This is a genomic window from Mycobacterium sp. SM3041, assembly GCF_039668335.1.
Classification (GTDB): domain Bacteria; phylum Actinomycetota; class Actinomycetes; order Mycobacteriales; family Mycobacteriaceae; genus Mycobacterium.
This window is the reverse complement of the sequence record NZ_JAYXBQ010000076.1, coordinates 429649-446856: the sequence shown is the minus strand read 5'-3', so window position 1 is coordinate 446856 and position 17208 is coordinate 429649. Positions and strand designations below refer to the sequence as shown.

12 protein-coding genes and 2 pseudogenes are annotated in these 17208 nt (G+C 62.4%); 9 read left to right on the top strand and 5 right to left on the bottom strand.

Going from position 1 to position 17208, the window contains the following annotated elements:
• Both VXD91_RS27725 and VXD91_RS27720 read right to left on the bottom strand, forming a co-directional pair.
• Positions 1-180: pseudogene (locus VXD91_RS27725) on the bottom strand (acetyl-CoA C-acyltransferase); the annotation flags it as partial.
• Between the two features lie 24 nt (positions 181-204).
• Entirely contained in the window at positions 205-987 is a 783-nt protein-coding gene (locus tag VXD91_RS27720; protein WP_346416867.1) for an enoyl-CoA hydratase, read from the bottom strand.
• A gap of 210 nt (positions 988-1197) precedes the next feature.
• On the opposite strand from VXD91_RS27720, the gene VXD91_RS27715 reads away from it, so the two are divergent.
• The 8 genes and pseudogenes from VXD91_RS27715 (at position 1198) to VXD91_RS27680 (ending at position 11916) form a co-directional block, all read left to right on the top strand.
• On the top strand, positions 1198-1836 hold the full coding sequence (locus VXD91_RS27715; RefSeq protein ID WP_346416866.1) for a TetR/AcrR family transcriptional regulator: 639 nt from the start codon (positions 1198-1200) through the stop codon (positions 1834-1836).
• 26 nt (positions 1837-1862) lie between these two features.
• A pseudogene (locus VXD91_RS27710) lies at positions 1863-3419 on the top strand (succinic semialdehyde dehydrogenase); the annotation flags it as partial.
• A 15-nt stretch (positions 3420-3434) separates the two neighbouring features.
• Complete coding sequence (locus VXD91_RS27705) at positions 3435-4262, top strand: SDR family oxidoreductase (protein WP_346416865.1); 828 nt, start codon at positions 3435-3437, stop codon at positions 4260-4262.
• The gene (locus VXD91_RS27700) at positions 4262-6034 is read left to right on the top strand and encodes a long-chain fatty acid--CoA ligase (protein ID WP_346416864.1); all 1773 of its coding nucleotides are present in this window, start codon (positions 4262-4264) and stop codon (positions 6032-6034) included. Before VXD91_RS27705 ends, VXD91_RS27700 begins: the two co-directional genes overlap by 1 nt.
• On the top strand, positions 6031-7668 hold the full coding sequence (locus VXD91_RS27695) for an NAD(P)/FAD-dependent oxidoreductase (protein ID WP_346416863.1): 1638 nt from the start codon (positions 6031-6033) through the stop codon (positions 7666-7668). Before VXD91_RS27700 ends, VXD91_RS27695 begins: the two co-directional genes overlap by 4 nt.
• Complete coding sequence (locus tag VXD91_RS27690; RefSeq protein ID WP_346416862.1) at positions 7665-8816, top strand: acyl-CoA dehydrogenase family protein; 1152 nt, start codon at positions 7665-7667, stop codon at positions 8814-8816. The genes VXD91_RS27695 and VXD91_RS27690 overlap by 4 nt, the downstream gene beginning before the upstream one ends.
• The gene (locus VXD91_RS27685; protein WP_346416861.1) at positions 8816-10267 is read left to right on the top strand and encodes a cytochrome P450; all 1452 of its coding nucleotides are present in this window, start codon (positions 8816-8818) and stop codon (positions 10265-10267) included. The genes VXD91_RS27690 and VXD91_RS27685 overlap by 1 nt, the downstream gene beginning before the upstream one ends.
• A 2-nt stretch (positions 10268-10269) precedes the next feature.
• On the top strand, positions 10270-11916 hold the full coding sequence (locus tag VXD91_RS27680; RefSeq protein ID WP_346416860.1) for an FAD-dependent oxidoreductase: 1647 nt from the start codon (positions 10270-10272) through the stop codon (positions 11914-11916).
• A 206-nt stretch (positions 11917-12122) separates the two neighbouring features.
• Here VXD91_RS27680 and VXD91_RS27675 read toward each other — a convergent pair whose 3' ends face one another.
• From VXD91_RS27675 to VXD91_RS27665, 3 genes are all read right to left on the bottom strand, one after another.
• On the bottom strand, positions 12123-13322 hold the full coding sequence (locus tag VXD91_RS27675) for a BTAD domain-containing putative transcriptional regulator (RefSeq protein WP_346416859.1): 1200 nt from the start codon (positions 13320-13322) through the stop codon (positions 12123-12125).
• 88 nt (positions 13323-13410) lie between these two features.
• The gene (locus VXD91_RS27670) at positions 13411-14550 is read right to left on the bottom strand and encodes an acyl-CoA dehydrogenase family protein (RefSeq protein WP_212806505.1); all 1140 of its coding nucleotides are present in this window, start codon (positions 14548-14550) and stop codon (positions 13411-13413) included.
• 17 nt (positions 14551-14567) lie between these two features.
• Positions 14568-16328, bottom strand: a complete 1761-nt coding sequence (locus tag VXD91_RS27665; protein ID WP_212806504.1) for a long-chain fatty acid--CoA ligase — start codon at positions 16326-16328, stop codon at positions 14568-14570.
• A 188-nt stretch (positions 16329-16516) separates the two neighbouring features.
• Here VXD91_RS27665 and VXD91_RS27660 point away from each other — a divergent pair, with 188 nt between their 5' ends.
• Positions 16517-17200: a TetR/AcrR family transcriptional regulator gene (locus VXD91_RS27660; RefSeq protein WP_212806503.1), complete on the top strand. Its 684-nt coding sequence runs from the start codon at positions 16517-16519 to the stop codon at positions 17198-17200.
• Positions 17201-17208: the final 8 nt, after the last annotated feature.

The following is a 17208-nucleotide window of genomic DNA, read 5'->3' as shown; positions in this document are numbered from 1 at the left end:
GGTCACACAACCCAGAATGATGTCGGAGATCCGATTCTCGTCGAGGTCCGGAAACCGCCTGCGCAGTTCGTTGACCAAACCCGTGGTCAGATCGATCGGCTTCACCGAATGAAGTGAGCCGTTTCTGTTGCGGCCTCTCGGTGTGCGGATTGCCTCAAAGATGTAGGCCTCAGTGGTCATATCGATTTCCTTTCTCTGATCGGTTCAGGTTCCGGTGAAGACGGGCCGGCGTTTCTGCTGGAACGCCGCCACGCCTTCGGTGAAGTCATCGGTTGTGAACAGTGCGAGCTGTCCGTTTCGTTCGATCTGCAGCGCTAGATCCAGCCCTGCGAGGGCAGTTGCGTTGAAGGCCGCCTTGATCTTGGTGTATGCCTGGGTCGGTCCCTCTGCGAGCTTCCTTGCCAATTGCGCTGCTGCGGTGTCGAATTCGTGGTCAGGGACGCTGTGAGATATCAGTCCCCACTCGGCGGCGGTCGTAGCGGCAATCCGTTCTGCGAGCATTGCCATGCGGTTTGCGCGAGACAGCCCGATGAGGCTCGGAATGAGCGCGGTCGCACCGCCGTCTGGCATCAGCCCGATGTTGGCGAACGCCAGTAGGAAGTACGAAGATTCTCGGGCGATGACCAGGTCGGCCGCCAGCGCAATCGAGCAGCCGACGCCTACAGCCGGGCCGTTCACTGCAGCAAGAACGGGTTTCGGCGCACCGCGCAATGCACGGATGAGTCGGTTGGCGGCATCGATCGTCGTGCTGTCCGGGCCGCCGCTTTGACTGTTACTCCCGACGATATCGGCGCCGGCGCTGAAAGCTCGGCCGACACCGGTGATCGCGATAGCACGGACGGCGGGGTCTGCGGCAGCCCGAACTACTGCACCCGTTGCCGTGTCAAGGGTACGAGTGGTGAGCGCATTGAGACGTTCGGCGCGATTGATCTTGATCCATGCGACAGAGTTCTCGTGTACCACGAGAACATCGGATTCCTCTGCCATCACTTATCTTTCGGTCGTCGAGTAGTTGGTTGAAGCAGCGGTTGCAGGCCGCAGAGCCCGCATGGTGTGGTACGCCGTCGACTGTGATGTGCGGTTGCCGGCGCCGAGGGTTGTTGCATTTACGGCCGCTCTCGCATGCAGTGGCAAACTTGCGACAGTACGGTCGCAACTACTATGGATCTTGCGACAGAAGTGTGTCAAGATCGGCGTATGGCACAAGTCGTCCGCCCCTTCAGGGGCGTGAGTGCGGCCGACCGTCTCGCTGAACGTCGCGCCGACCTTCTTGAGGCGGGACTCGATGAAACAGCCCAGTCTGGAGTCGCCGGTCTGCGCATGAAATCCGTGTGCGAGCGTGCGGGCCTGGCGCGGCGTTACTTCTATGAGCACTTCGCAAATCGCGATGAACTGCTCATAGCGCTCTTCGACGACCTGATCGACCGAGTTGTCGAGCGGATGGTGCCAGCAGTGGACGCGGAGCCTCTGAACCTCTACGACCGTGCCCGCGCAGCCATGGATGCATTTCTCTCCGTCTTCGTCGAGGACCCTCGCCGGGTTCGGTTGTACGTCGAGGCGGCCAGCATGCCCCAGCTGGCGGGCAGGCGGGCCGACGCGGTGCGCCGCAACGCCGAATTCTCGGCCCAACAGGTCTTTTCAGTGCTCGGTGATGCTGATCCACGAACCAGGGGCCACGTTTACGCCGTGGCGCAGGTCGTCGTTATCGGGCAGGCCGACGTTGCCCTCGCGTGGTTGCGCGGCGAGATCGCGCTGTCGCGGCATGAGTACGCAGAGCTCGTAGCGCACGTCTTCGTGGACGCGCTCTCGGGCATCTATGCCCGGCTGACCCGTTAAATCACCGCAACTTTCAGGAAGAAGGCAGTATGTCAGCCCCGTCGAAGACGACATTCGACCGCCTCCGCGCGTTGGTCGCGATCGAGGACCCGGCAGATCGGCCGGCGCAACCCATTGTGGAGGTGTTCACCGGCGCTGAGCTGGGGACAGTGCCGGTCGGCACAGCCGAGGATGTGCACGCGGCAGTCGTCAGAGCCCGTGTCGCTCAGCAGGATTGGGCGGCAATGCCGGTTGGCGAACGGGCTCGTGTGATAGGGCGCTTCCATGATCTGGTGCTCAGGGAGCGCGACACAATCATGGACGTCGCCCAAGCCGAAGGCGGTAAGGCCCGTCGCACGGCGCTCGAGGAAATGCTGAACCTGGTGCTGGCTTCGCGCTACTACGCGAAGGTGGGCCCAGGTTTGTTGGCTTCCAAACGTGTACCTGGGGCGCTGCCCGCTTTCACCAAAACCATTGTGAGGTATCAACCCAAGGGCGTGGTGGGCATCATCGCGCCGTGGAACTACCCGATGTCACTGTCCATCTCCGATGCGGTTCCGGCGCTGTTGGCCGGCAACGCCGTGGTGATCAAGCCTGACAGCAAAACACCGTTCAGCGTCCTGGTGAATGTTGAGCTGCTCTACGAGGCCGGTGTCCCGCGAGATCTGGTTCAGGTGGTTCCTGGCCCGGGATCGGTTGTCGGCCAAGCCATCGTGGAAACGTGCGATTATCTGATGTTCACGGGTTCCTCGGCAACTGGACAGCTGCTGGCCGAGCAATGCGCCCGGCGGTTGATCGGGATCTCCGCCGAACTCGGCGGCAAGAATCCGATGATCGTCACCAAGGGTGCAAACATCCACAACGCCGCGAAGGCTGCCCTGCGCGCGTGCTTCGACAACGCGGGCCAACTGTGTATCTCCATCGAGCGCATCTACGTGGAGGAGCCGGTGTACGCCGAGTTCGTGGCAAAGTTCGCGGCGGGCGCCCGGGCTATCTCACTCGGCACTGCCTACGATTTCACAAACGACGTGGGCTCGCTGATCTCTGCCGACCAAGTAAAAGTGGTCAGTTCGCACGTCGAGGACGCGCGGGCCAAGGGCGCGACGGTGGTAGCGGGCGGCCGCGCGCGACCAGACATCGGTCCACACTTTTACGAGCCGACGATCCTCACAGATGTCAGCGACGAAATGGATTGCGCGCGTTCGGAAACCTTCGGACCCGTGGTGTCGGTGTATTCGGTCGCCGACGTGGACGAGGCGATCGCCAAGGCCAACGACACCGAATACGGCTTGAATGCGAGTGTGTGGGCCGGCAGCAAGTCCGACGGTGAGGCCATCGCCCGCAAGCTCCGCAGCGGATCCGTCAACGTGGACGAAGGCTACGGCCCATCGATGGCCAGCTTGGCCGCACCGATGGGAGGTATGGGTTCCTCGGGCATCGGCCGACGCAACGGTCCCGATGGATTGCTGAAATACACAGAACCCCAGACCATCGCCACAATGCGGGGCATCGGGCTTGATCCACCGCCAGGCGTGCCTCGCCAGCTCTGGCAGGAAGCCCTCGTTCCGATGATCAAACTCACCGAGTGGCTCCCAGGCCGCTGACACTGGAGAACCGACATGACTGTAGTTGCAATCACCGGCGGTGGGCGAGGGATCGGCCGGGCCATTGGGGAGCGTCTGGCCGCGGACGGCATGCGCGTTGCGCTCGGCGACATTGACGAAGCTGCGGCGCTCGCTGCCGCCGAATCGATTCCTGATGCGATCGGGGTTCGACTCGACGTGGTAGACCCGGCGTCGTTCGAGCTGTTCTTCGACCGAATCGAAGCCGAGCTGGGTCCGGTCGACGTCCTGGTAAACAACGCAGGCATCATGCCCATCGGCCCATTCTTGGAGCAGGACGAAGCGCTACGCCGCCGCATCGTCGACATCAATGTCCACGGCCCACTCAACGGCATGAGCGCAGTGCTGCCACGAATGCGTAAGTACGGCAACGGATACATCGTCAACATCGCGTCGACAGCAGGTATCGCAGGTGTCGCAGGCGGAGTCGTGTATTCAGCCACCAAGCACGCGGTTGTCGGAATGAGCGAGGCTGTTCGGCAGGAGTTCGCGGCCGAGGGCATCGGGGTCAGCACCGTCGCACCGACTTTCACCAACACCGAGCTGATCGCGGGTACCAAGGGTCTGCGTGGTCTGCCCACAGTGGAGCCATCGGAGGTCGCCGACGCAGTCGCGGCTGCGATCAAACATCGCCGGGCGCTAGCCACAGTGCCTCGCTACCTGCAGGCGATGGCGAAAACCACTGCACTGCTACCGAAATCGTTGTCGGACTGGCTCACCGGGTTACTCGGCGCAGACCGCACCTTCCTCGACATCGACCACAACAAACGCGCCGCCTACGACAAACGAATCGCCACCGACGGCGACAAGAGGAGTTTCAACTAATGCCCACCTACGCTTCTGCGGCCTCAACGCTGTGCGATGCGTTCCAAGCGACCATCGCGCGCAACCCCGACAAAATCGCGTTACGCACCGTCGGTGGTGCTGAGACGATCACCTTCGGTCAATGGGGACAACAGGTGCGCGCTCTGGCCAGTGGATTCGCCTCACTCGGAGTGAGCCGTGGCGACCGGGTTGCGCTGATGATGACCAACCGGCCCGAGTTCTACCCAATCGATGTCGCGTTGCAGCACCTCGGCGCGGTGCCCTTTTCTGTGTACAACACCTCTTCGGCCGAACAGATCGAATACCTGTTGAAGGATTCGGGTTCGCGGCTTGTAGTGGGTGAAGCCCAATTCATGCCGACGCTCATGGCCGGCTGCGCGGATACAGCGGTGGATCGGGTGATCTGCATCGACGCCACTCCGGCCGGCACCATCTCGTTGGACGAGGTCAAGGCGCGCGGATTGGCGAGCTTTGACTTCGAAACATCCTGGCGCGCAGTGCAGCCCGATGACGTCCTCACCCTCATCTACACCTCCGGCACCACCGGCAATCCAAAGGGTGTACAGCTGACCCACGCGAACATGCTGGCCATGGTCGATGCAACCGAGGCGCTGCTCAACGCTGGGCCGCACACTCGGGCTATCTCGTTCCTACCGTCTGCTCACGTCGCGGATCGCTGGTCGGGACTGTATGTGCTCGAAGCAGTCGGAAACCAACTGACGACCGTCGCGGACCGCACGCAGTTCGCCACAGCGCTAATCGACGTGCGCCCAACCCTTTTCGGAGCGGTACCCCAGGTCTGGCAGAAGCTCAAAGCGGGTATCGACACTAAGGTCGGCGAGGTCGGCGGAGTCAAAGGCGCGCTGGCAAAATGGGCTTTGTCGGTCGGGCGGAGAGCCTCGGATGCGCGGTTGGACGACCGCGTGGTCTCACCGCTGTTGCGGATCCAGGAGTCGGTGGCCGACGCCTTGGTTCTTTCGAAGTTGCGTGCCACGATCGGCTTGGACGCGGTGCAGCTTGCCGTGTCGGGAGCAGCGCCTATCTCTGCCGACGTCTTGCGCTTCTTCAACGGCGTGGGAGTTCCGGTGTCGGACTCCTGGGGCATGTCGGAGCTGTCCGGCATGGCCACGATCAGCCCGCCGGGCCAGGTCCGAGTCGGCACGGTTGGCGCAATCCTTCCTGGCTGCGAGCTACGTATCGCCGCGGACGGGGAAGTCCTGATACGTGGCCCGATTGTGATGAAGGGCTATCTCAACAAGCCGGAAGCCACGGCCGAAACCATCGACTCCGAGGGGTGGGTGCACACCGGTGACATCGGCCGAATCGACGAGCGTGGCTTCCTGATCATCGTGGACCGCAAGAAGGAATTGATCATCAACGCGGGCGGAAAAAATATGTCGCCCAGCAACATCGAAAACTGGATCAAGGCTTACTCCCCACTGATCGGCCAGGCCGTCGCCATCGGCGACAACCGCAAATACAATGTCGCGTTGATCAGCCTCGACCCCGACACGGCGGCAGTCCATGCGCAGAAGGCCGGGATCGCCGCCGACGCGGCTACCTTGGCGAAAGACGCGGACATTCGTTCCGCTATTGAAAATGCCGTCGCTCAAGCCAATAAAAAACTATCCAGAGTCGAGCAGATCAAGAGGTTCGCGATCGTCCCAGACTTCTGGGAACCAGGATCCGACGTGCTCACCCCGACGATGAAGCTGCGGCGCAAGCCGATCAATGCGCGTTACGCCAAACTCATTGAGGAGTTGTACCAATGACCGATCCTGTGGAAGTCAGCAATGACGTGATTGTGGTCGGCGCGGGTTTCGCCGGTCTCTACGCTCTATACCGGCTCAGAGGAGCGGGCTTTTCAGTCCGCGTTCTGGAAGCAGCTCCTGCGATCGGTGGCACGTGGTACTGGAACGCGTATCCCGGCGCGCGTTGCGATGTCGAAAGCTACCAATACTCCTATTCGTTCAGCCCAGAACTCGATCAGGACTGGGAGTGGAGCGAGCGCTACGCCGCCCAGCCGGAGATCCTGTCCTACATCGAACATGTCGCTGACCGCTTCGATCTGCGCCGCGATATCACACTCGGAACGCGGGTCATCGCCGCAACTTTCGATGAAGATGCGGCCGTTTGGAAATTGGACACTGATGCCGGTGACCAGTTCAGCGCGAAATACGTGCTCTTCGCCACCGGGTCTTTGTCCGCGCCCTTGGCGCCACCGTTCGCCGGTGTCGAGCGCTTCCAAGGTGATTCGTACTGCGCGCAGACCTGGCCGCATCGCGACATCGACTTCACTGGCAAGCGAGTTGCCGTCATCGGCACCGGATCCAGTGGCGTGCAGATGATTCCCGTGTTGGCGGAGCAGGCAGCCGAACTCACGGTGTTCCAGCGCACCGCGAACTTCAGCGCACCGGGACGCAATCGCGTACTTGGCGATGCCGAAATCCGCTCACTCAAGGCGAATTATCCGCGTCAGCGTGAGCTTCAGAATGCGTCGAACGGGTTGGTCGTCCTCGACGTCAACCGGAGGGCGGCCGCCGAGATGTCACCGGGGGAGCGGTCCGCGGAACTGGAGAAACGGTGGGATGAAGGCGGCGTTCTGACATACTCAGTGGTCTTCCGTGACGTCCTGACCAACCCCGACACGAATGAACTGATCGCTGCCTTCATCCGCAGCAAGATCCGCGAGAAGGTCAACGATCCCGCTGTTGCCGAACTTCTTTGCCCGACTGACCATCCGTTCGGCGGTAAACGCCCGTGTCTTGACCACGGCTACTACGAAACCTACAACCGAAACAACGTGTCGTTGATTTCGATCAAGGACAATCCGATCGCTGAGATCACTGAAGCCGGCGTCCGCTTGGCCGACGGGACCGAACATGAATTTGATGTCATCTGTTACGCGAATGGGTACGACGCGATTACCGGTGCGCTTCAACGAATCGATATACGCGGACGCGGCGGGATCAGCTTGCGTGACGAGTGGTCGGCTGGACCACGGACCTATCTCGGACTGGGTTTCGCCGGGTTTCCGAACCTGTTCAGCATCGCCGGGCCCGGCAGTCCGGCAGTTCTGGCGATGATGATCGGCCTGGGAGAGCAGAACGTCGACTGGATCACCGACTGTCTGACGTGGTTGCGCGACAACGGTATCGAAACAATCGAGCCTCGGCGGGAATCACAGGACATGTGGACTGACATCGTCAGCCACGCTGCGGACTCGGTCTACGCCTATCGCACCGTCGAAGGCTCGTATTACAAGGGAGCCAACGTACCAGGCAAACCAAACGCGTTCGCCATCTTCATCGGCGGGATGCGCCGCTACCGCAGCGCCTGCGACCTCGAATCAGACCAAACCTACGCCGGCTTCCTGCTTGGCGCCTCAAAAAAGGGACAGAAATGACGTACCGATCGCCGTGGCTGGACGACGAACTACTCGCAGTCAAGGAGATGGCCCACAAGTTCCTGCTGACCGAAGCGGTCCCGCATCGGCAACGTTGGGAACAACAGAAACACGTTGATCGCGAATTCTGGTACAAGGCAGGCAAAGTCGGCTTGCTGTGTGCCGGTATCCCGGCCGAGTACGGCGGCGGTGGCGGCGGTATCGCACACGACTTCGCGATCTTCGAAGCTCAGGCCGCGCTGGGAGAAGCCGGTTTCGGCAATTTTGTTCACAGCGGTCTGGTGGCGCACTACTTGTTGTCGTACGGCAACGAGGAGCAGAAATCCCGTTGGCTGCCAACGATGGCGACCGGTGAGACGATTGGCGCTATCGCGATGACCGAACCTGGCGGCGGGTCGGACCTGCAGGCAGTCCGCTCCACCGCAGTCAGGGACGGCGACTACTACGTCGTCAACGGTGCAAAGACCTTCATCTCGAACGGCGGAATGGCCGACCTCGTCATAGTCGCGGTGAAGACCGATCCTGCCGCGGGCGCCCGCGGCATCTCACTGTTGGTAGTCGAGACGCGGGACACCGCCGGTTACCGTGTCGGGTCTGTCCTGGACAAGCTGGGACTGAAGTCCCAAGACACAGCCGAGCTCTTCTTCGACGACGTTCGTGTTCCGGTGGCAAACCTCCTCGGCGAGGAGGGCAAGGGCTTCAAGTACCTGATGGCACAACTCTCACATGAGCGTCTGATCATCGCTCATGCCGGGCTTGGCGCAATCGAGTCGGCCGTGCAGCAGACGGTGAAATACACCAACGAGCGCACCGCATTCGGCAAGCCGCTGTTCGAGCTACAGAACACCCGCTTCGAACTCGCCGAATGCGCGACCCTCGCGCGGATCGCCCGCGGATTCATCGATGACTGCATTGCCCGTCATCTGCGTGGTGAACTCGACGCCGCAACCGCATCGATGGCGAAGTGGTGGGTCACCGACACGCAATGTCAGGTGATCGATCGCTGCCTGCAGTTGTGGGGTGGGTACGGGTACATGCTCGAGTACCCGATCGCACGCATGTACGCCGACGCCCGGATTCAGCGAATACACGGCGGCGCCAACGAGATCATGAAGGAGCTCATCGCCCGATCGTTGACGGTGTTGTGATGGTCAGTGTTGCGCCCCCCGGCCAATCAGCGGTTCATCGTGCCCGCCGTGCCGCTGCCACGCTCAGCGTGAGTTTTCCGTCACGGGTGCGGCCACTGGCACAGCCGCCGGCCGGTTCTGGACTCAAACCCGTCATGGGCGACTTCGGCATGCCGGTGCTCGGACATTCGTTGGAGGCACTCGACGACTACGCCGGGTTCTTCCGTAGCCAGTACCAAAAGCACGGTCCCGTGTCTTGGTCCGGCACGTTCGGGCGCCGCACGGTGTTGGTCATGGGGCCCGATGCGGTGAGCGAGGTGTTGACCAACGCCGATCGCGCGTTTGCGAATGGCCCAGGCTGGGGACACTTCCTCAATCCCTTTTTCCGCCGCGGCGTCATGTTGCTCGACGGCGAGGAGCACCTCCGGCATAAGCGTGTCCTGCAGGAGGCCTTCACCCGACACCGACTGGAGTCCTACCTCGACCGGATGAATGGTGGCATCGAGCGCGGCATCAGTGATTGGCGGCCGCAGCGCGACTTCCGGCTGTACGACGCAACCAAGAAACTACTGCTCGACCTGGCGACCGAGGTCTTCGTAGGTGCCGACCTTGGCGTCGACAGTGACCGGCTTACCGCCGCCTTCATCGACATGGTCGCGGCAACGACCTCGATCGTCCGCGCCGATCTACCTGGGGGATCCTGGCACCGCGGGCTGCGTGGCCGCCTTTTGCTCGAGGACTACTTCCGGGAGCAGATACCGATGAAACGGCGCGGTGCCGGTGAAGACCTGTTCAGCGTGCTGTGTCGTGCCCAGACTGCGAACAACGAGCAATTCACCGACGAGGATGTGGTCAACCACATGATCTTCACGCTGATGGCCGCCCATGACACCAGCACCATCACCACGGCCACACTCGCGTATTACCTTGCCAAGCACCAGGATTGGCAGGATCGCCTCCGTGAGGAATCACTGGCGCTGGGCAAGCGCGCGCTCACCTACGACGACTTCGACCGGCTACCGCTGCTCGATCAGGCGTTCCGGGAGGCCCTGCGACTCAACCCGCCGGTCGGCGGTCTTGCCCGGCAAACGGCCAAAGACACCGACATCCTCGGCCACTATGTGCCGGCGAACACGCTGGTCTTCTCGTCGATTTACCTGACCCACCGCATGCCCGACTGGTGGGAACACCCTGATCAGTTTGACCCCGGCCGATTTTCACCAGAACGACGCGACCACCGCTTGCACCGGTTCCAATGGGCACCATTCGGCGGTGGCGTCCACAAGTGCATAGGACTCTATGTCGGTGGCATGCAAGTCAAGTCGATCATCCATCAGATGTTGCTCGACTTTCGCTGGACCGTGCCTGCTGGCTACGCGCCCAACTGGGAGATCGCAACTGGTCTGTTCCCCGGCGACGGGCTACCGGTGTCGCTGCGTGGGCTGAATGCCAATGCCAGCGGAAAGGACTGATCATGCCCCATGTCATTACGCAGAACTGCTGCAACGACGCGTCATGCGTCGCGGTGTGTCCGGTCGACTGCATCCACCCGCGCCCAGACGAGCCGGGCTTCGCGTCCGCTGAGATGCTCTACATCAACCCCGACGTATGTGTCGACTGCGGAGCGTGTGTGCTCATGTGCCCTGTGGACGCGATCACCACGTCTGACGAGCTCGTCATGGCAGCAGGCCCGTTCACTGCTATCAACGCTGCTTTCGCGGCCACTGATACCGCCTCGTCGCCGCCACGTCGCGCACAACGGGCTCTGATTTGTCCGCCGGCGATATCCGGACCGCTCCGAGTTGCGGTAATTGGCGCAGGACCCGCGGGTCTGTACGCCGCCGAACACTTGCTGACCCAAGTCGGGCTCAATGCCGAAGTGACGGTGTTCGACCGTCTCCCGACGCCCTGGGGACTGGTGCGGGCAGGTGTGGCGCCCGACCACCAGTCCACAAAGAACATCACCGATATCTTCCGCGGGACAGCCATGCGGCCCGGATTCAGCTACCGGTTGGGCGTCGAAGTTGGTCGTGACGTAACCCATGCCGAACTGCTCACGCATTACCATGCCGTGGTGTATGCCGTTGGCGCACATACTGATCAGCGGTTAGGTATTCCTGGTGAAGAACTACCCGGCAGTCACTCGGCCCGCGAGTTTGTCGCTTGGTACAACGGCCATCCCGACCACGCGAACATCAGCTTTGACTTCTCGGGCCCGCGTGCGGTCGTGGTCGGCAATGGCAACGTCGCACTCGACGTCGCACGCATCCTGCTCAGCGATCCAGACGATCTTGCTCGCACCGACATCGCCGACTATGCGCTAAAAGCACTACGGAACAGTAACATTCGCGAAGTCGTGATTCTCGGCCGCCGAGGACTCGGGCAGGCCGCTTTCACGGTGCCAGAATTGATAGGCCTCACCGGGCTGACCGGGGTCACGATCACGGCCGAGGGAATCGAATCCGACACGGGCCCGGAACTTCCGGTCGCCACACGACTCAAGCGTGAGCTTCTCACCGACTGTGCCGACCAAACAGCCCACCCACGGCGCGTCGTCCTGCGTTTCCTGTCCTCCCCGGTCGAGATTCTTGGCGACCAGTGCGCTCGCGGGGTGCGCACGGTCCGAAACACGCTCGCTGCGACGTCCGGGGGCGACGTGCTGGCTCGCCCTACAAACGAGTACGACGAGATCGACGCCGGACTCGTGTTGCGGTCTGTCGGCTACCGGGGTACGCCAATTCCCGGCTTGCCATTCGATGACACGAGCGGGACCGTTCCCAACGAAAAAGGCAGAGTGCTCGATGCCAACGGAGAGCTCCGCCCAGGCACATACGTCACGGGATGGATCAAACGCGGTCCATCCGGAGTCATCGGAACCAACAGGCAATGCGCAGCAGAGACCATCGACCAATTGCTCGATGATGCACGTGAGGGCCGACTGCCCGAACCTACCTGCACTGGAAGCGAATTAGATCAACTGCTCGTGGACCGCGTGTCGACGGTTGTCGAAGCAATCGGCTGGAACAATATCGATCAACATGAACGCCGACTCGGCAGCGCGCAGAGTCGACCGCGAGTAAAAATCACCGACCGTGCAGCACTGCTCCGCGCCACCCAATAGGGAGACGAAGAATTGAAACAGGGGGTGCCCGGCGAGGAGACTCGGGCCATCTCACCCTGAGTCACGTGACATGACGAAGGTTCTCGGCACGAGCGCGCAGGCTCTGAACAGGACTTTTGCAAGCTACTTTGACAAGCTCGCGCGACACGCCCAGGTTTTGTCAAAGTACGTAGGCGTGTCTTGTCAATCTGTCTTGCATCTCGACATCAGTCCCGGTCACCGTCCCGCGCCGTAGCCGGCGGGTAGGTCTGGAAGACGAACACCTGCCCACCGACTCGAATGGTGTCGCCATCGTGGAGTTCAGCGGTGGCGCGGATGCGCTCTCCATTGACATGGACGCCGTTGGCAGACCCGAGGTCGGTGATGATGTGGGTGGAGCCGGCGTTGTTGATGACGGCGTGGTGCCGGCTGACCTTGTCGTCGGCCACGACAAGGTCATTGTCGGGGTTGCGTCCGATGCGGGTGGCCGCGCCCTTGAGCCGATGAAGGTGATCGTGCGCGTCGCGCAGGGCCGCGGTGACAGGGTCGATCAGGGTCGTCACATCGGGTTCGAAGGCGATGATCGTCTGGGCCGCGGCCTGGGCATTGCGCTGTACGTCGAGCGGTTCCTGGCGCAGGATTTGTTCGTACAGGGTGCGCAGTGCCGGCGCGGGGTCGATGCCGAGGTCATCGGACAACGTTGCCTTGAGCCGGTGATAGGTATCGAGTGCGTCGGATTGGCGGTCGGTGAGGTAGTACGCCGTGATCAGTTGCGCCCAGAGCGGTTCGCGGTAGGGATGTTCGCCGACCAGGGTTTCGAGCTCACGAACGACGGTATGGGCTCGGCCACAAGCGATCTCGGCGTGGGCGCGTGCGGTCTGCGCAACGATTTTGTCCTCGGCTAACGCGTTGCGCAGCGCCTGCGTGAAGGCGAAGTCGCGCAGGTCGTCGAGGACGGGGCCGCGCCACTGGCGCAGCGCAGCGGTGAGGTGAGCACTGGCCGCCTCGAAGCGTCCGGCGGCCACGGCGTCGATCCCGGCTTGCTGTTCGGTGGCAAACCGGGCCAGATCGCTTTGTTCTGGGGTGATTTCGAGTCGGTAGCCATCGGGTGCGGTGGACACCACGGCATGGGCATCGACGCCCGCCTCGGTGAGGATGCGGCGCAGATTCGACACGTACGCACTCACGGAGATGCGAGCGGCGGCCGGTGGTTCGTCTTCCCAGATTGCGGTGATCAAGTCAGTGGCACTGACGGCGCGGTTGGCGTTCGCCACCAACATGGCAAGTACCGCGCGCTGTTTCGGCGTCCCGACCTGAATCGGCCTCGACGCGATGGTCACCTCCAGCGGACCCAGCACCCCGAATTGGATGTCGTGTTCGGCGCCACCGCGTTGAGGTGCGGGCGTCGCCGGTGTCTGGCCACCCATCAATAGCTCCCCGCTTGGCCGAACCTACCCAATTGCACGGGTAGAGGGTTGCACACCAAGCCCGATCAGGACGGCCGAATCATCCGGGCTAGAGGTGGCGCGCGATGAGGTCCTTCATGACTTCGTTGGCACCGGCATAAATCCGCGAGATCCGACTGTCGACGAACAGGCGGGAGATGGGGTATTCCTCCATGTACCCGTAACCGCCATGTAGTTGCAGGCAGCGATCGACGACTTGTGTCTGTTGTTCGGAGCACCAGAGTTTGACTTGCGCGGCGCGTTTGACGTCGAGGTCGCCGCGGACGTGACGTTGAATCGCGTCGTCGACGAACGTGCGCATGACGTCGATCACGGTGGCGATCTCGGCCAGTTCGAAACGGGTGTTCTGCAGGGCGAAGAGTGGTTTCCCGAACACGTGGCGCTCCTTGACGTACGCCAGCGTGTGGTCGTATGCGGCTTCGACCGCGCCCAGGGCGGCGACGCCCACGATCAGGCGCTCCTGCGGCAACTGCTGCATCAGCTGGACGAAGCCGCGACCTTCGACGCCGCCGAGCAGGTTCTCCGCGGGGACACGAAGTTCATCGAAGAACAGTTCGGTGGTGTCCTGCCCTTTCTGGCCGATCTTCTTCAGCTTGCGGCCGCGCTGGAATCCCTGAGTGTCGTCGCGAACTTCGGCGGCGAACAGCGACAACCCGGCCGCACCCTGCTGCGGATCGGTCTTGGCCGCGATGATGATGAGGTCGCACGTCGCGCCGTTCGAGATGAACGTCTTGGCGCCGGAGATCACGTATTCGTCTCCCACGCGAACGGCCCGCGTCGAAATGGCCTGCAGATCTGATCCGGTACCGGGTTCGGTCATGGCGATCGCACCGATCCATTCACCGGCAGCGAGTTTGGGCAGCCAGCGCAGCTTCTGCGCGGAGGTGGCGTAGGCGTTCAGGTAGTGCGGGACGATGCCCGTGTGGACGCCCAACTGCATGGACAGATCACCGGCGTAGGCCTGCTCCCGGAAGAGCACCGCCTCGTGCGCGAAAGTCGCGCCACCGCCGCCGAATTCCTCCGAGATCGACATCAATAGCAACCCCAGGTCGCCGGCACGGCGATACAACGCGCGGTCGGGCTCGCCGGCGGCGGCGAATTCCTCGTGACGCGGAACGACTTCCTTGGCGAAGAAGTCGCGGGCCAAACCGGACAGGTCGGCAAGTTCGGTCGTCGATGCGGGGGTCACTGTCTTGTTCCTCTCCTTCAACGCGCGTACAGCGCGTCGATCTGTGCGGCATATTTTTCGGCGATGGGTGCGCGGCGCAGCTTGAGCGTCGGCGTCAGCTCATCCCCGCCGGGAATCCAGTACTGCGGCAGGACTTTCCAGCTCCGAATCTGCTCCACCCGGGATAGCCGGGTATTCGCCGACGCCACCGCATCAGACACCGCCTGCTGTGTCGCCTCGTGGTCGACCATCTCGTCGACGGTGGCGCCGGCGAATCCATGCCGGGAGGCGAAGTCAGCGGCCGCATCGGGGTCGAGCGTGATCAGCGCGGCGATGTGCGGACGGTTGTCACCGATGGCAGCGACAGCGCCGATCAGCGGGCTGGCTGCTTTCAGTGCTCCCTCGATGTTGCTGGGGGACATGTTCTTTCCGCCGGAGTTGATGATCAACTCCTTCTTGCGGTCGACGATACGCAGATACCCGTCGGCGTCGACCGAGCCGATGTCGCCTGTGTGGATCCAGCCGTCGACATCGAGGATTTCCGCGGTGCGACCGGGATCGCGGTGGTATCCGCGCATCACCCCACATCCGCGGACCAGAATCTCGCCATCGGTGGCCAGTTTGATTTGTGTGCCGGGGATTGGTTTACCCACCGTGCCGAGCTTGAGCCGGTCTCTGGGATTGACGGTCGTTACCGCGGAGGTCTCCGACATGCCCCATGCCTCCAACACGGGAATACCGATCGCAAGCATGAACTCGAGTACGGAGACATCGATGGGGGCAGCGCCCGACACGGCCGCGCTCAGTTGGTCCATTCCGAGGCGCGCGCGAATCTTGGACAACACCAACACGTCCGCCGCGACGGCGGCTGCTTCGTCGAGCAGTCCCAGCCGGCCTCCCACCAGGGTGGCTCCCGCCTTTTTCTTGCCGGCTGCCAGGGCCCACCGCGCGAGCGCGCCTGCCGGTCCGGTCTGCTCCGCGATGAGTGCCTCGACGCGAGCCCGAATCTTGTACCAGAGCATCGGTACCGCGACGAAGAACGTCGGGTGCACGCGGCCCAGTACGTCGATCAGCATCTTCGGGTCATCGACATCGGTGACCGTGATGCCGAAGTACATCGGCGCGTACTGGCCGATCCAACGGTTGATCAGGTGTGCATCCGGCAGATAGGACAGCACTCGACCCCGGCTGAGATTGCCCACCACACTGGGGATCACCTCGAGTTGGTACAGCAAGTTGCCGTGCGTCAGCTCTACGCCTTTGGGGTGCCCTGTGGTCCCGCTGGTGTAGATGAGGGTCAGGATGTCGTCGCGCTGAACGGCTTTCCACACGGCGTCGAAGTCGAAATCCTCAGCACCACCATCTGCTACCTCATCGAGGGTGAGCACACCGTGGTTCGGTTCGTCGACCGAGATGACGTTGCGCACATCGGTTCCTGACGAGGCAGCGAGCACCTTCTCCAGATATTGCGCCTCGCTGACCACGACTGCCGGCTGGGCGTTGTCGAACAGGTACGTGATCTGCGCCGCGGCGCTGGTGTTGTACACCGAAAAGCCGATCGCACCGAGATGCATCACCGCCGCGTCGACAACGTGGAACTCGGGACGATTGGTGAGCATCATCGCCACCACATCGCCGCGCCGCACGCCCAGCGCGGCCAGACCGGCGGCCACTCTTCGAACTTGGTCGCCGTACTGCGACCAGGTCAATGCCACTGTGCCGTCGGCGCGGCAAATCGCCGCGGTGTCACCGAGTTCGGCAACGCGCCGCTGGAAGTGCGCGCACAGACTTTCGCTCATCACAACCCTTCTCGCAGCAGTGCCGTGCGGGGTCCGGACCGGGGGTGCGGCCGCAACGGCTCAGGCTGAAACAGTAGAACATATTGCGTATGATTGTTTCAATCGTGGGCGATGGAGAGGTCTCACGCACGTCGTCCGGTGCCCGCTGTGTTCAGTGAAATACCTTGCCCGACAAAAGGAGAGCCGTGATGTTGGCAACTCGACGTCAACCGAACGGCACGTGCTGCCAGGCGCGTCCGACTGCCACCGACAGTCCGAGCACCACCGGTCGTGACCGAACGACGATCACCAACCGTGGTGATCACGCCCGTACGGCGATCTTGACAGCGCTACGCGAATTGCTGGATCGAAACCCGATTACGGAGGTTTCAGTACAGGCGATCACTCGGCAGGCCGGTGTCACGCGAACCGCGTTCTATTTCTATTTCGAATCCAAGTACTCCGCCCTGGCGGAACTGCTGCACGGACGCACCACTGCCGCGATGCTCGATAAGTCGTTTGCGTTGCGGACACCGGGGGAGTCCACTCCGGCATTGGTCGCACGGGTCATCGCCGGTATCCGTGCCGCCCTGGCTGCCGACGACCCGGTGTGGGCCTCGTGTCGCGCATCGTCAGGCTACGAACCGGAGATCGCCGAGATCGTCGCCGCCGTGGAGGACGCGATTACTCGCCGCATCGTGGAGATTGTGTCGGCCGAGGTACATCAAGGCGCCCAACCGATCTCGACCGACCTCCCTGCTCTGGTGCGTGTCCTGACCACCGCGACGGTCGCCGGCAGTGCACCCGCGGGTGTCGGTGCGCAATCCGCCCACCTCGATCGCACTATCGACGCGGTGTCAGCCCTATGGCGGAACGCATTGTGGCCCAGGTAGTTCGAGAA